11 protein-coding genes and 1 pseudogene are annotated in these 14461 nt (G+C 40.1%); 6 read left to right on the top strand and 6 right to left on the bottom strand.

The genetic code is table 11. The annotated features are described in order from the left end of the window. Positions 1-95 precede the first annotated feature (95 nt). The 3 genes from LJ740_RS15525 to LJ740_RS15535 form a co-directional block, all read right to left on the bottom strand. Positions 96-1343 carry an RNA polymerase sigma factor gene (locus tag LJ740_RS15525; protein WP_229530024.1) on the bottom strand — a complete coding sequence of 416 codons (1248 nt, stop codon included), beginning with the start codon at positions 1341-1343 and terminating at the stop codon, positions 96-98. Between the two features lie 528 nt (positions 1344-1871). Next, positions 1872-2561: a DUF2306 domain-containing protein gene (locus tag LJ740_RS15530; protein WP_229530025.1), complete on the bottom strand. Its 690-nt coding sequence runs from the start codon at positions 2559-2561 to the stop codon at positions 1872-1874. Positions 2562-2579: 18 nt separating this feature from the next. Continuing rightward, a complete protein-coding gene (locus LJ740_RS15535; protein WP_229530026.1) occupies positions 2580-3290 on the bottom strand; it encodes a hypothetical protein in 711 nt (236 codons plus the stop codon). A gap of 163 nt (positions 3291-3453) precedes the next feature. On the opposite strand from LJ740_RS15535, the gene LJ740_RS15540 reads away from it, so the two are divergent. The 6 genes and pseudogenes from LJ740_RS15540 (at position 3454) to LJ740_RS15565 (ending at position 9188) form a co-directional block, all read left to right on the top strand. Beyond that, entirely contained in the window at positions 3454-4137 is a 684-nt protein-coding gene (locus LJ740_RS15540) for a response regulator transcription factor (RefSeq protein WP_229530027.1), read from the top strand. A 68-nt stretch (positions 4138-4205) separates the two neighbouring features. Further along, positions 4206-5429 carry a HAMP domain-containing sensor histidine kinase gene (locus tag LJ740_RS15545; RefSeq protein ID WP_229530028.1) on the top strand — a complete coding sequence of 408 codons (1224 nt, stop codon included), beginning with the start codon at positions 4206-4208 and terminating at the stop codon, positions 5427-5429. 7 nt (positions 5430-5436) lie between these two features. Continuing rightward, positions 5437-6043, top strand: a pseudogene (tnpC, locus tag LJ740_RS15550) (IS66 family transposase); the annotation flags it as partial. A 289-nt stretch (positions 6044-6332) separates the two neighbouring features. Beyond that, positions 6333-6593: a type II toxin-antitoxin system ParD family antitoxin gene (locus LJ740_RS15555; protein WP_229530029.1), complete on the top strand. Its 261-nt coding sequence runs from the start codon at positions 6333-6335 to the stop codon at positions 6591-6593. Further along, positions 6580-6873, top strand: coding sequence for a type II toxin-antitoxin system RelE/ParE family toxin (locus LJ740_RS15560; RefSeq protein WP_229530030.1), 294 nt, complete (start codon positions 6580-6582; stop codon positions 6871-6873). Before LJ740_RS15555 ends, LJ740_RS15560 begins: the two co-directional genes overlap by 14 nt. Continuing rightward, complete coding sequence (locus LJ740_RS15565; protein WP_229530031.1) at positions 6870-9188, top strand: TOTE conflict system archaeo-eukaryotic primase domain-containing protein; 2319 nt, start codon at positions 6870-6872, stop codon at positions 9186-9188. The genes LJ740_RS15560 and LJ740_RS15565 overlap by 4 nt, the downstream gene beginning before the upstream one ends. A 390-nt stretch (positions 9189-9578) precedes the next feature. Here the strand turns inward: LJ740_RS15565 and drt3b are convergent, their stop codons facing one another. The 3 genes from drt3b to LJ740_RS15580 form a co-directional block, all read right to left on the bottom strand. Beyond that, positions 9579-11645: an antiviral reverse transcriptase Drt3b gene (gene drt3b / locus LJ740_RS15570; protein WP_229530032.1), complete on the bottom strand. Its 2067-nt coding sequence runs from the start codon at positions 11643-11645 to the stop codon at positions 9579-9581. After that, on the bottom strand, positions 11645-12994 hold the full coding sequence (drt3a, locus tag LJ740_RS15575) for an antiviral reverse transcriptase Drt3a (protein ID WP_229530033.1): 1350 nt from the start codon (positions 12992-12994) through the stop codon (positions 11645-11647). Before drt3a ends, drt3b begins: the two co-directional genes overlap by 1 nt. Positions 12995-13096: 102 nt before the next feature. Then, on the bottom strand, positions 13097-14377 hold the full coding sequence (locus tag LJ740_RS15580) for a tyrosine-type recombinase/integrase (protein WP_229530034.1): 1281 nt from the start codon (positions 14375-14377) through the stop codon (positions 13097-13099). Positions 14378-14461 lie beyond the last annotated feature (84 nt).

The following is a 14461-nucleotide window of genomic DNA, read 5'->3' on the forward strand; positions in this document are numbered from 1 at the left end:
TGTAGTTAATGATTGTGTTTGTATTGATTAATCGAATGAACCAAAAGCTAATCGACAAGAAATGAAAATATTTTTAAAAAAATTATAAACGTGAATTACTGGCTTTTTAGTTGCGCTAATTTTTGTACTAAAAAACGTTTTTCCGGGGCTTGTTTGACTAGCACTAATGCTTGCTCAAAGGCTGCAATGGCAGAAGAGATTTGACCTGAGCGGACAAGTAATTCGCCACGAGTCGAATGGAGTTTGTGATAGTCTTGCAATGCTCCACTGGCTAGTATGCTATCTATTATTTTGAGCCCGGCTTCTTCACCATCACGCATAGCAATCGCCACAGCTCGATTAAGCTCAACGACGGGAGATGGTTCTACTTGGAGTAAAAGGGAATACAGCCTAATGACCTGGTTCCAGTCTGTGATACCCGTTGATTTAGCGTATTCCGCGGCAATAGCGGCTTGTAGTGTGTAGCTGCCAACCTGACCGTTGGTAAATGCTTGCTGGACTAGGGCCATGCCTTCATCAATATAGGTTTGCAGCCATAGGCTTCGATCCTGGTCTTCTAACAAGATAATATTACCGTCGGCATCGGTACGGGCATACCGTCTGGATTCATGCAGCAACATTAAGGCTAACAGCCCCATAACTTCTGAGTCGGGCAATAACGATAAAACTAAGCGGGCAAGGCGAATAGCTTCATTAGACAGGTCGACACGTAACAGCGAGTCGCCATTTGACGCTGCATAGCCTTCGTTAAAGACTAAATAGATCACCAATAAAACCCCTTCGAGTCGCTCTGGCAATTCAGTAATCTCCGGAATAACAAAAGGTATTTTCGCTTTCTGAATTTTATTTTTCCCTCTGACAATACGTTGTGCCATTGTAGAAGGCGATACCAGGTATGCGCTGGCAATTTCTTCTGTAGATAAGCCGCACACTTCACGTAAGGTCAAAGGGATTTGAATTTTCGGATCTATAGCCGGATGACAACATGTAAAGATCATACGCAATTGATCGTCTTCAATCTCTTGTGTGCTGACTTCGTGATTGTATTCTTCAAGCTCGTTGATTAATCGTTGCACGTCAGCTTCTAGTTCACTAAAACGTTTGTTGCGTCTGAAGGTATCTATGGCTTTAAAACGAGCAGTTGAGATTAACCAGGGGGTAGGGTTGGCCGGTATTCCCTTATTACCCCAAGAATCGAGGGCGACTGAAAACGCTTCGTGCATGGCTTCTTCGGCTAGCTCAAAATCACCGAGCAAGCGCACTAACGTGGCAAGTACTTTACCAGATTGCTCTTTGTATAGCTGAGATAGCTGCTGATTAATTGCGGTATTTACTGGCTTCAATTTTGAGTGACAACTAAAAGGCCTGAGCTTATTTGAGCAACTATCTACCCAACAATCAAGCAGTTGGTAAGCAGTAATATTGGGTTGGGGCGTAATACCAAGGTTCGGTTCTTTAGTCCGGCACCTTAAAAATTACCAAGGCCCAGATACAACACTATTTTGTCTGGGACAAAATAGGACCGCTTTAGCTGGCTTGCGAAGCAAGTGAGTATCAAGGACGATACGAACAAAACCCGCGCTTTTTTAATTTCCAGGCACAAATAAAACGACATAGCGTCGGTCTAATATGCTCTTGTAAAGAGATGGCACCAGAGGCCGGAGCACGATTGTCTGGAACAATCGTCAACATGCATAGCATGGTCCGAAGGGTGAAATAGCTGGATGTATTTGATACCTGAACCGGCACAGTATTGCTACCGGCGGATTTTGAAAAACTTGTGTCTTTGTTAGTTTAATTAAATCAACAGGTTATAAATGCGAAAAGAGACTTTGCAAATTCTTTGCACATCTAAAATTCCATTTTCCGCTTTACTGCTCTGCATGATGATGACTAACAGACTCATGTGCCAACGCATTTGTCCTTAATTTAATAATCCAATAAATCATTGTACCGAGCACAAAAACCACGGGTGCCAGTAAATATCCAATGTTCTGTAATACCTCAGGAAGATGTCGTGCCTGGCCTAGGAAAAAAGCGGCAGTGGACATTAATAAAGGGAAAAACATACGCCAAAAATGTCTGACTAATCGACTCTTTCCATTTAGTCCACCACGCTTCAAATAGCCAGCATCACCAATACAACAAAAGAGCATGACGCTGCCGAAAACCAGATAAGCTTGAATACCAAATCCGCCCAACTGCCCTCCTTCTACCTCACTTGCCTGATAGGCAAACCAAGCAAACCCCGACGTTATCAGAAGAACAAAAGCGAATAGTATTTTATCCCAAACATTGGTGTTTCCTGGAGGTTGCCACATGAGATTTAGGGCGGACAACACGAAGTAACAAAGTACCAATCCATTCAGAATTGATAGAGGTACTTCTCTCGAAACTGCGATGAATGTACCGGTCAAACCAAGTGCAAGCATTGCGATCACATAGCTCCTGCCTAGGTATTTGTGAGCGGTTCCTCCTTTCTTAATTACAATCACTGAATACCCAGCTAAAAGAGCTACGGCCCCCGAAAATATATGAAATATGAGTAGCGAGGAAAACATAAATTGAGACCTTTCGTCCTAGCTAAATTGTTCGGTATTGTTTGTGCTACTTACTTGAATACTTCGAAATCCGAAAAGGATTAAGTAAATAGGAACAATAAGCTGAGTAAGAGCAAGGGGAGCCTGAATAATATTGGGAATCGATAATGCAAAGAAAGTGTGGCTTACCGCAATAAGCTGCAACACTACTGCCATCAAAGCAAAGCCGGCCAGAAGAGATGGAAGCATTTTGGCTCTCAGCATCAAGCCATAGAAAAAAATCAAACTGAAGCTAGAGATAAATATGGAAATGAAGTGCGCTTCATTTCGCCCCGTGGCAAGCATTTCTTTTAAGGGCGTTAACGTCGGATCATTTGATGCGTCATTGATAAAATCGGTAGATGTTAAGAAGGTTACATATTCTGCGAGCCTGGCGTACTCAACGGCACAAAGTGTAATCCCAGCGGTAGCAAAAACAATGATAGGGACAAATATCTCAGTATGTTCAATCACCCTCTCTTTTGGCAGCAGCAGAGCGAAAATCAAATTAATTGAGCTTATAAGTAAAGCTACTAACGTCGCACAACCCAAAATGAAATTTAGTTCTTCAGAAGTAGCTGAACCGTCAAAACGCAATATTGGTTTAAGAAAGTGAAAGTTCAAAATCAGGCCCATGGCCATTTGAATCAGCATTAGGCTGGCTAATATTTTTGCTGCGCGATTATCTGAAAAGTAGTTTGTAGTTGACATAGAAAGCTCCAATCAATTAATTTCAAATCGATCATACTTTCTTCTCCTACCTTGTTGGGTAACATAGTGTAACAATCAGCTGTAATGGTTTGTTTTTACTTTTTTGATGATGGAGTATTACATCAAGCAAATGTATTAATCGTTTTGTATGACTAAGATATTTATGATTGATGACGACGAAGAACTTACAGCCAACTTACGCGTGTTCTTCAAAAATCATCATTTCGAACTTTGTTTTGCCAATGATCCTCTTGAAGGTCTTGCGAAGTTAGAAAAGGAGGAGCCTCGACTCCTGCTGCTGGACGTCATGATGCCAAAAGTAGATGGCTTTTCTTTATGCAAACAAATCAGAGAAAAATACTCTTTGCCCATCATTATGCTTACTGCAAGAGGTAGGTTGGAAGACAAAGTCCACGGCTTTGAAATAGGAGTAGACGACTATTTACCAAAGCCATTTGAGCCCCTGGAATTATTAGCGAGAGTTCAGGCCTTACTGCGCCGAACCGAGAGTGAAGAAAAGGCAGAATCTAATGTAAATGAACACATTCAGTTTTCTGGCTTGGACATTTATCCAGCACAGCAGTTGGTGAAAGTAGATGGTGCCGAGATATCACTTTCTGGAATGGAATTTCTTTTGCTTCATACTCTGGCAACAAATCCAGGAAAAGTATTTAATCGAGAACAAATTACGGGCGCTCTCAAAGGTGTGGAGGTAGATCTTTTCGGACGTGCCGTCGACATCCTACTTAGTCGACTCAGGCAGAAGCTAGAAGACTCCGCATCATCCCCTAGATTTATTAAGACCATCAGGGGTATTGGATACACCTTTATCGCGACTCCCATATGACCCTACCCAACCTAAACCTGTACACCAGATTTTTCTTACTATTCACTTTCACAACTATTTTGTTGGTCATGTTAGTGGTGCTTGGTTGTTTTGCTTTATCTGAAGAAGAGGCACAAAAAATTGTTGAAGATCGCAATGAAACGCTGCATGAAATGATGGCAAAACTGGTCTCTGGTCCAATTGATATCGAGTACCTCAAAATAGAAGCAAAAAGTAATCGCGTTGCCATACAAATACATCGCGGAAATGAGGTCTGGAAAACAGGCGAGTCTCTTCCGGAGCCATCTGAATTGATGGAAAACGCCATACCTCTGGGTAAATTGTTTTTTTCAAAAGTTGGCTCGAAATACTTCATATTTACATCATCAAACGAAACAACAATTGCCGTAACTTCACAGATAGCGAATTTAATTATTTATCCCAACTGGCTGGTATTCTGGCCCTGGTTAGGAGTCCTGTGCGTGCTGGTGGTCAGCTACAAGATGTTGAATGCTCAATTGAGTCCAATAAAAAGTGCCATCGACAGTGCGACACACATCAGTCGCGGTAATCTCAAGTATCGTATTGTTCGTCATCCTCGAAATGATTTAGGTAAACTGACGCACGGCTTAAATAAAATGGCGGAAAATCTAGAGGAGCTTTTTGCTTCCAAGAATGAATTATTGCTCTCCGTAAGCCACGAATTGAGATCACCTATGGCCAGAATGAAAGTGTTGCTTGCATTACTGAGCAAAGATGAGACTGTTTCAAAGCTCAATCGTGAAATTAATAAAATGGATGACATTGTAGAGCAATTACTTGAGAGTGAACGCCTGCGAGACTCCCAAAAACTTCTAAATCTGGAAACCTACTTCTTTCCCAATGTTTTAATGGACATCATTGGGAGCTTTGATAATGCCGAGAACATTAGTTTGGAAGGTTCAATCCCTGAAATAACCATAGATATTGACATTGGTCGTTTTAAGTTTTTGATCCGGAATTTGATTGAAAATGCGCTCAAACATTCAGACACTGCAAGTCCGGTATTAATTAGGTGTAGACGAGAACAGGCCAAACTTTTCATTGTCGTACGAGACTTTGGTTCCGGGATCGATGCCAACTTTTTGTCAAAGATCTTCGAGCCTTTTTCTCAGTCAGATGATATCAATAACAGAGGAAACCAAGGTATTGGTTTGGGGTTGTTCTTATGCAAGCGGATCGCACTGGCTCATAACGGAGCTCTAACGGTAAAAAGCGAATCAGGTAAAGGCAGTGAGTTCACCTTTTGGTTGCCAGTGACCAGCTTGGATTGAAAAACAGGGATATGAACAGACTCAGGCAACCCTTGTGGGCTGCATGGCTCATGCCAGACGTAAGTTCATGGAAGCAAAACAGTCACAGGTAAAAGGGAAATCTGGCAAGGCTGATATGGCCCTTGAATCAGATACAACAGCTTTATGCCATTGAAAGACGCATCAAAGACAAAATCCCGGAGGAAAAGCAGTCAATACGGATGGAAAAGGCCGTGCCGCTGCTGAATAAATTCCGCACCTGGCTGTAGAAGTCATCATTGCAGCTGCCCCTCAAATCCAAAATGGGGGAAGCCGTAAGTTACAGCCTGAACCAGTGGGAGAAGCTTCTCCGTTACACTGAGGATGGCCGACTCAGCATTGACAACAACCGCGCAGAAAGAGCAATTAAACCCTTCGTCATCGGGCGGAAAGACTGGTTGTTCAGCAACACCGCCAGTGGTGCCAGAGCCAGTGCTACACTCTACAGCATAATCGAAACTGCCAAAGCCAACGGTCTGGTACCGTTCGATTATCTGGATCTGCTATTTAAAGAGTTACCGAAAAGAAAATCAGGCAACGATCTGGCAGATCTCCTACCGTGGGAGATCTTACCAAACGAAACTAAACCCGTTTAGGCGTAATTCACCGGACGCTTACAAAGAATGGTACCAGAGGCCGAACTTGAACCGGCACAGTATTGCTACCGGCGGATTTTGAAAAGTTTGTGTCTATTTTAATTTATATAAATCAATAGTTTAAAAATCGAGAAAGACACTTTGCAATTTCTTTGCGTGGCCAGCAAAGTATTCAACTCGGTCTCTTAGTCAACAAGCTTAATAAAAGTGCGATGTTCACATCATAATTTTAAATTAGAAAAATTGTCATAATGTGCGCATAATATAAGCATATAATGTGGAGGTGTTTATGAATGTTACTCTTGGTTCAGAATTTGAAAAACGCATAAATGAGAAGGTTGCCTCTGGCCTTTATACATCTGCCAGCGAAGTAATCAGAGATGGTTTGAGATTGCTTTTTGAAAAAGATGTATCAAAGCAACAACAACTAGAAATATTACGTGAAGAAGTTGGCAAAGGCTTTCAGCAGTTGTCTAACGGGCAAACTTCCGATAAGTCTGCACTGGATATTTTTGCTGATGTGAGCAAGGAACTCGATGGCAAGCTATAAACTTTCTGAGTTTGCAGAAGAAGACTTGCGACTCATCTCTGCAAGAACCATTGAAGATTGGGGTAGACCCCAGGCAGAAAAATATGTGTTGCTTCTTCATGAAGCAATGACAAAAATCGCCAATACTCCTTCTATTGGTAAAAACAGGCCTGAAATATTTCCTGAGGCGAAGAGTTTTCCTGCGCAAAAACATATTGTCTATTATTGGAAGTCTGATGTAGGGATAGAAGTTGCGAGGATTTTGCACCAAAGAATGGACCCACTTTCAGCTTTCGAATGAGTTCAATTAGCGAACAATTACAAGCTATAGAGGAAGAACTCGCTGACCTTGAGAGTCGAAAGCAAGTTTTAATAGTGCGTAAAGCTAGCCTTGAGAAAACCTACCAATCACAGAATCCTTCAAGCACCGACAAAATATCTGCTGAAGAAAGAATATCTATATTTACGGATCTGTTCACGGGAAGGAGTGATGTTTTTGCTTTAAAGTGGGAGAACCTGAAAAGTGGAAAGTCTGGTTATTCTCCAGCGTGTCATAATGAGTGGATACAAGGGATTTGTAACAAGCCCTATACCAAATGTACAGATTGCAAAAATCAAAACTTTAAAGAGCTAAACGAGCAGGAAATCTATAAACATCTCACCGGAATGCAGGTGATTGGAACCTATGCTCTCGGACATTCAGGTGCGTGTAGGTTTTTGGCAATTGATTTTGATAAATCCGATTGGCAACTCGCGGTTAAATCGACAGCTCAGGCTGCAATTACCCTGGAAATTCCGCATGCTGTCGAAATCTCACAATCCGGTAACGGTGCCCACCTATGGGTATTCTTCAGCGAAAATGTTCCAGCAAAGCTTGCCCGTCGCCTTGGTTTCTTGCTCTTAGATAAAGCAATGGAATTGTGTTCAAGCTTAACGTTTGATTCTTATGATCGCCTGTTCCCCAACCAAGATTTATTGCCAGAAGGCGGATTTGGGAATTTGATTGGTTTGCCTTTACAACAAAAGCGCAGAAAAAGTGGCTTCACTGAATTTGTTACAGCCAATTTGGCTCAAATAGAAGATCAATGGCAGTTCTTAAAACATTTGCCGAGAATGAGCCATTTAGAAGTTGCTCAGATGGTCAAATCAGAATCTGATGATAAACACATGGATGAGCTGCCGTGGGAAAGGCAATCGGTATCAACAGTAATAATTCCAGACTGCCCTCAGGAATTAACGATTGTGAGAGCAAATCGGTTGTTTATTTCAGTAGCGAGTTTACCTTCCAAGTTGGTTAGTTGCATTCGAAGAATAGCCAGTTTCTCCAATCCTGAATTTTTCAAAAAACAGGCGTTACGGTTTTCTACTTACGACACACCAAGATTTATCAGTCTGGCCCGAATAGAAGGAGACTACCTTTCAATACCTCGCGGCTGCGAGGATGACTTGATTGATTTGCTACGGTCCCAAAACATTAAGCCACATTTCGATACAAAAACAGTAAAGGGGAACAGGCTAACCAAAATCAAGATGACTTGCAGGTTGAGGAAGGAGCAAGCCAAAGCCGTTAATAAGATTTTAAAGCACGACATTGGTATCTTGCATGCTCCTACAGCTTTTGGCAAAACGGTCACTGCTATAGGTATCATCGAAAAGCGAAAAACCAATACCTTGGTTCTTGTCCACAACAAACAATTAATCGATCAATGGCGGGAGCGTATAACCACCTTTACTAATGGCATTCAATGTGGAGTGCATATGGGCACTAAGAAGTCTTTATCGAATGAAGTGGATATCGCGACCTACCAGAGCTTGATAAATCGGAAAGACAACAAGGTAAATTCAATACTACATAACTATGGACAAATCATCATAGACGAATGCCACCATGTTCCAGCGGCAAGTTTCGAGCTGGTTCTTTCTGAAACTTCTGCAAGGTACATTGTTGGACTAACCGCAACGCCCAACAGGCAAGATGGCTTGCAGAAAATCATGTTTATGTTAGCGGGCAAAGTGAGGCATCGCGTTTTAGATGAAGCTGATAAAAGCTTCACACAGACAGTGTTTGTCAAAACTAGAAGTGCTGAGTTTGCTAGGTCAAACGAGGACGATTCGAAGCTGCATATCAGCGAAATTTACCAATGGCTGAGTGAGGATGAACAGCGCAATGTCATGATTATTGATGATGTTATTGCCTCAGCAAATGAAGGCCGCTATTGTCTTCTGTTAAGCGAAAGGCGTGGTCATGCAGAAAAACTGTTGAATATGTTGGTTGAACAGGGTTTGAGGTGTGTTTTATTAACAGGTGGCATGAGCGCCAGGCAAAGAAAGGAAGCAAATGAAAGACTGCCCAACTCACAAGTGTTGGTTGCAACCGGAAAATACATAGGTGAAGGTTTTGATTTTCCCCGACTGGACACTCTTTTTATTACATTACCGATTTCGTGGAAAGGCACACTTGCTCAATACGCTGGTCGTATTCATCGTACTTTTGATGATAAAGAAGAAGTTCGCATTTATGATTATGCAGAAATCAACGAGCCAATGTTAAATCGTATGTATCAAAAGAGAGAAAAAGGGTATTTGGCGTTAGGCTACGAAATTAATAAAGCTTGACTATTTGAAGCCCAAAACACGGCTAAATACGGTTCTTTAGGTCAGCTAAAATTACTAAGGCCCAGATACAACAAAACCCGCTAAAAAGCAGGTTTGAAGTATGGTACCAGAGGCCGGACTTGAACCGGCACAGTATTGCTACCGGCGGATTTTGAAAAGTTTGTGTTTACTTTGGGCTTTTATTTACAGTACCTGTAGCTGTGCGCTAGCCACTTTGCAAAAACTTTGCAAAAAGATCTTAGATTTTCAATTGCTAAAATCATGAAAATTAGAAGCAGCTCGACACCGGACTGCCTTAACAATGCCGTCCATTCATAGGACCTGACATTGCGCTTCGCGAGTGTGTGTAACTGCCTACAGTCATTAACGGTGGGTCGATGCGAAGTAGAACTAATATACTTCGTCGCTTTGTTTTGAGTCAAGTTCCTCAGCGAAGCTGAAGTCTTTCCATTTCGTAAACCAATTGTCCCTCAAAGCCATAATCTCGCTTTGTAGTTTTCTTTTTCCTATTCCAAAATGCTTAAGTAATGTGCGTTTGAAGTTATCTTCCAAGTACGGACAACTAATACAATCCATTAGAAGAAGAAACGCCTCGGTGTCTTTTCGTATTGAGATACCAGGTGCGGTCAACTTCGTTTTGATGATTCTCTTTATCCCCTTTCTGGCCCTGTCATATCTTTTCTTATTCTTCATATAAAAGAGGATAACTGTTATTGAGAAGTAATTGAGGCTACCATCAAATGATATTGTTCTCTTTGTCTCATACCTGCCACCAAAATACTTCACTAAGGTAGGCTCTGTTAGCCAATAGTCTTTTCCGAGTTCGGATATGACTGTCAACAAGTAAAGCGTTTCAACTTGCGTATAGTTTTGTGTTTCGTATTTGTGAATCACAAATGATACGTTATCTGAGATGCTTTTAAATACGTGATGCATCTCATCGATCTCAACAAGTCTACTCTTGCAGAACTCAATAATCTGTTTAAGTACACGGCTCAGTTTAATTGTTGTGTTAGCTCTTGGGGCGACGTTGTATATGAAGAAGCAAAACTCTATGCAAGCATCAATTGCATCTAATAAGTCTCTCTGAGTTTTGTATTCATATTCTATTTCTGAATATTTTTTGAAAATTGATTTTAACTTTGACTCAACAATCGTCAATGTATAGTTAATGACACTTTTATATTCGGTTCCGCTTTCAGATAGTATTGATTTGTATGACGTAATAAGAGTTTTCCCGTGAATAAAAATCTTACCAGTCTTAATTGGTCTACCTTGGTCATCGAAACGATCGTCAACTGTCTCAACTTCAATCTTTATCTTGTCATTTAGCAATTCAGAAATTTTTCTCTTTGCAATAGTTATCTCTGTGATGATTGGTTTCGAATATATTAGTTCCTTTTCTGTGTTAAGACCCAACTTATAACTTGAAAGACAATCCACAAGTGAATCAACAATGACCTTGTAGACCTTTTTATCATTGAAGAAGACAAAGTAATCGTCAACATACCTAAAAATAGAATAATGTACATCTCTATAGATTGATGATTTTCCTAAAGTTCCCTCAAGATTGAAATCAACTTTCTGAAGAATCAACTCTGCAAAAATCCTAGAAATCTCTGGTCCAATTAATATTCCATTCGTCTCATTATAGTTTTGCTTTTGCATCAATAAATCAAACTCGCTTGCAAAACTATTATTCAAAGACTTAATACCTGAATTGGCCAATTCATCTTTAACAACAACTTTACCTAGTGTTGCCCATGCTATTGAGTGAGTGTAAATTGAGTCAAAACACTTTGAAACATCAAGTTGAGCCATTGAGTTATAACGTTTTTCGCACTGATGGTAAGTTGATGACTCAAAAAACTCGTGGATATTTCGTATTTTTTGATACCCAAAAAATGACTTAATATGTTTATTCTTATAGGCAATACTTTTATCGAATTGATTTGACAGAATTACAGATGCACTCTTTCTCTCATCATCGAATAGTCTTGTGTTAGCTATTCTAGAGGGGTGTCTCAGACTAAAGTTGGATCTAATCGAGTAGTACAAGATTAGCTCTTTGAATTTATCATAGAATTCTATGACTTGAAGTTGGTTCCGAGGGTGCGGAACAGAAAGCTTTCTATAACTATCTTCTTTGTGACTGATTCCATACTGGAACGGCACAGTTATTGGTGTTCCATTTTTTATTTCAAAGCTTCTAAATTCACCATCTTCTGCAATGTCATTTTTTTCCTCTTCACTGAGTCCAAATAGTAGATGAATTACCGCATCATTAGCATCATCCAACTTTTTCCAAGCAACTTTTCCATTTATGCAGCCCAGACTATTACCAACAATAAAATCATAAAAAAAGCGGTTTGAAAAAGTAATAGGAGTTTCATAAGGAAGTGTGTCAGAAAGTATTGCTCTTTCTTTTTTTAGTTTTATTCGCAGTACCTTTTTCACTACGACCACACCTTTGTAATTGTAGAGAAATCGGCAGCAGTAAAGTTTGCAAACAATCGCTGATCAAATCCCTTTTTAAATGAATATTTAGAAATTCTTGCTTTCAAGCTTGGGCTAGCTAAAGAACGCGAAAGACCTATTAGCTTTTGATCTAATACTTCTAAACAATCTGAGTTCGTTATCCATTGATTTGAGTTGTAGATCCCTACAACTGCATTGCCTTTGTTATTCGAAAGCTTGGTGTTGTAAGTTAAAAACTTTAGACGCAACAACAACTCTCTTCTTGCCTTTTTAGGTTGCTTGCGAAAATTCCGTTTGTATGCATTTATCACGTCTAAGATTCTTTTTTGGTATTTAGTTATTTTCTTACTCGAAAGTTCTAGCCTGATTCTGCCGCCTGAGTAGTTAAACCTATAGCCCAAATAATCAAATGAATAATTTGCATACCCATTGCTCAAATCAATAACTTTAGTTTTATCTCCATCTTGATTAATTTCCAGGCACTCCTTTCTCAATTGTGACTCAATATTAGTCAAAAAATCTTGAGCCACACTTCCAGCTTGAGGAGTTAGCACCAGAACTATATCGTCAACATATCTAGCGTAGTAAATGAGGTTTGGTAGGCTTCCCATCTCTAAATCAAACCGTTTTAAATATAGCTCTGACAAGTATGCACTTACACCTACGCCTCTCGGTATACCTTGAGCGGCTCCTGAGACTGATTCATATGACTTGAAGAGCCTAGCAATAAGTTTTCTTGTTGTAAGACTTAATATAGGACTTTCATTCAATTTTTTTAAAAGAACATCCCTATCAATACTTTCATAAAATGATTTAATATCTGTCTTAATAATGATCTTTGGAAAAGAATCATCCAAAACTGAACGAAGCTGCGGAATAATTAGATCTCTATCAGCTTGTTTCACACCGTAAGTGTACTTAATATTTCTTTGTATTTGCTTTTCGGAAAAGAACGAATCAGCAGACGAGCCGGTGACATAAACATCTTTTCCATTTACTTTATTGGGTGATTTTGAAATAACAAAGTTGAAGCTTCTATTAGAGATATTATTAGAAATTATCTTTAAATATTGTCTAACCGCATGTTTTTTGCGTTCTTTAAAATGACGTAGCAATCGATATAGAAACAAAATCCTATTCTCAAAGAAGCTTCTCGAATAGAAACGTTTTCTAGTATAAGTTCGTCGTATTAGCTTTCTGACCCGGTTGATATATCCATATTCAACGCTTACATTTTGGAAAAATCTGTCAGCAAGATTATTGCCCTTATTATTTTCTGATGAATATATTTTAAATAAGTTTTGTTCTGAAAAAGACTGGTCAAACATAATCATCCCTAATTGAGTACACTACGTGTTGATTTTGGCGCACTAACTGTCACGATGTACCAAATTACGCCTCATTTCAAGGGATTTGGGAAGACTTGAAGTTTAAATGCATCCTCTACGTTTATAGTTTGAACTCCACTCTTTTGCTCGTTTGGTGTAAGTGGCTACTGCTCTCTCATTCGACAATGCGAACCTATTTTTGACCTGTTTGATCTCGTCCATCTCAATGCCTGACAATTGGTTACCAAACATCTTCGGGATAACATGGCTGTAGTGCTGCTCTATCATTGATATTGATGTACCACACTGCTTAGCTAGTATTTCCATACTTACACGTTGAGCCATTAGCTCCCATGTAATGTAACTATGACGGAGTGAGTACATTGTACGAGTACCATGTGGCGATTCCTTAATCCCCAGTTCATCGAGGACTGCCGTGAATGTCCTTCCAAGCTCTTTGGTTGTCTGACCATTTTTCAAACGGAAGATAAGATCAGTTGGTTTGCGTTTAGGAAAATCTTGAGTTAACAGCCATATAGCATCATAGATATTTGCATTGCACACCACTTCACGAGTGCCCGTAAATTTAGTGGTTTTACCTTTTCTTACGGTGATATAGAAACGAGCCATATGCTCTTGGGTTTGGATGTGAAGATCACCCCATGTTAATTGGTCTAATTCAGACCCGGGCCGTAGACCAGTATTGATGGCGAACTCTATGTAGAAGAAAAGACATCGCCGGATCTGAGCTGTCACTTCCTTTCTGGCATTCTTTTCCATCTCCAAAAGCTTGTCACAGATACGCTCGTATTCTTCTGGTGTAAACGAAGCTCGTCTCGTTCCTGCTTTACCGACGTTGTTTAAGTTGGGAACTTGTATCGGTGCCATCCACTGATTGTCTAAAGCAATCTTGAAGACCATATTTAATGCAGCATTGTGATTGAGGATGGTGGATTTAGATAAATCTTTCTTTGCTATTTCCTTACGCCTGACATTAAAGTCTCTAAGTTTATCTTGGTCGATTGAAGTGATATAGGTTCGATCAAAAATCGGTATGTGGTATTTGGTAAGTGCGCTTATGTAATCCTTGTAAGCGACCTTTCCTGTCCCCATTTCAAGTTCATGTTCCATATTCTTGATAGCTTTCTCAGCAACATCACGGAACCGCTTGCTCGTCGATAGCGTTCCAGTTTCTATTTTGATTTTGTATTCGGTACGTAAGTAACGGGCAGTTGCCTTAGCTTCTTCTAAGTCCTTTTGCTTGGTTGATTTGCAGTACCATTTACCGAACAGCTGGAATCGGGCATACCAGCGCAAACTATTGTCCTGTAAAAAAACATATAAAGTATCGTCTATATCGTGTCGCTCAAGCTGCGTTGTCATTAGCGCCTACTACCATGCAAAGAAAAATAACGTGCCTACTTGCATGTTACGCGAATAGCTGGCAGTAGCAATCGAAAGTTTGGA

It is taken from the genome of Planctobacterium marinum (assembly GCF_020687805.1).
Lineage (GTDB): Bacteria > Pseudomonadota > Gammaproteobacteria > Enterobacterales > Alteromonadaceae > Planctobacterium > Planctobacterium marinum.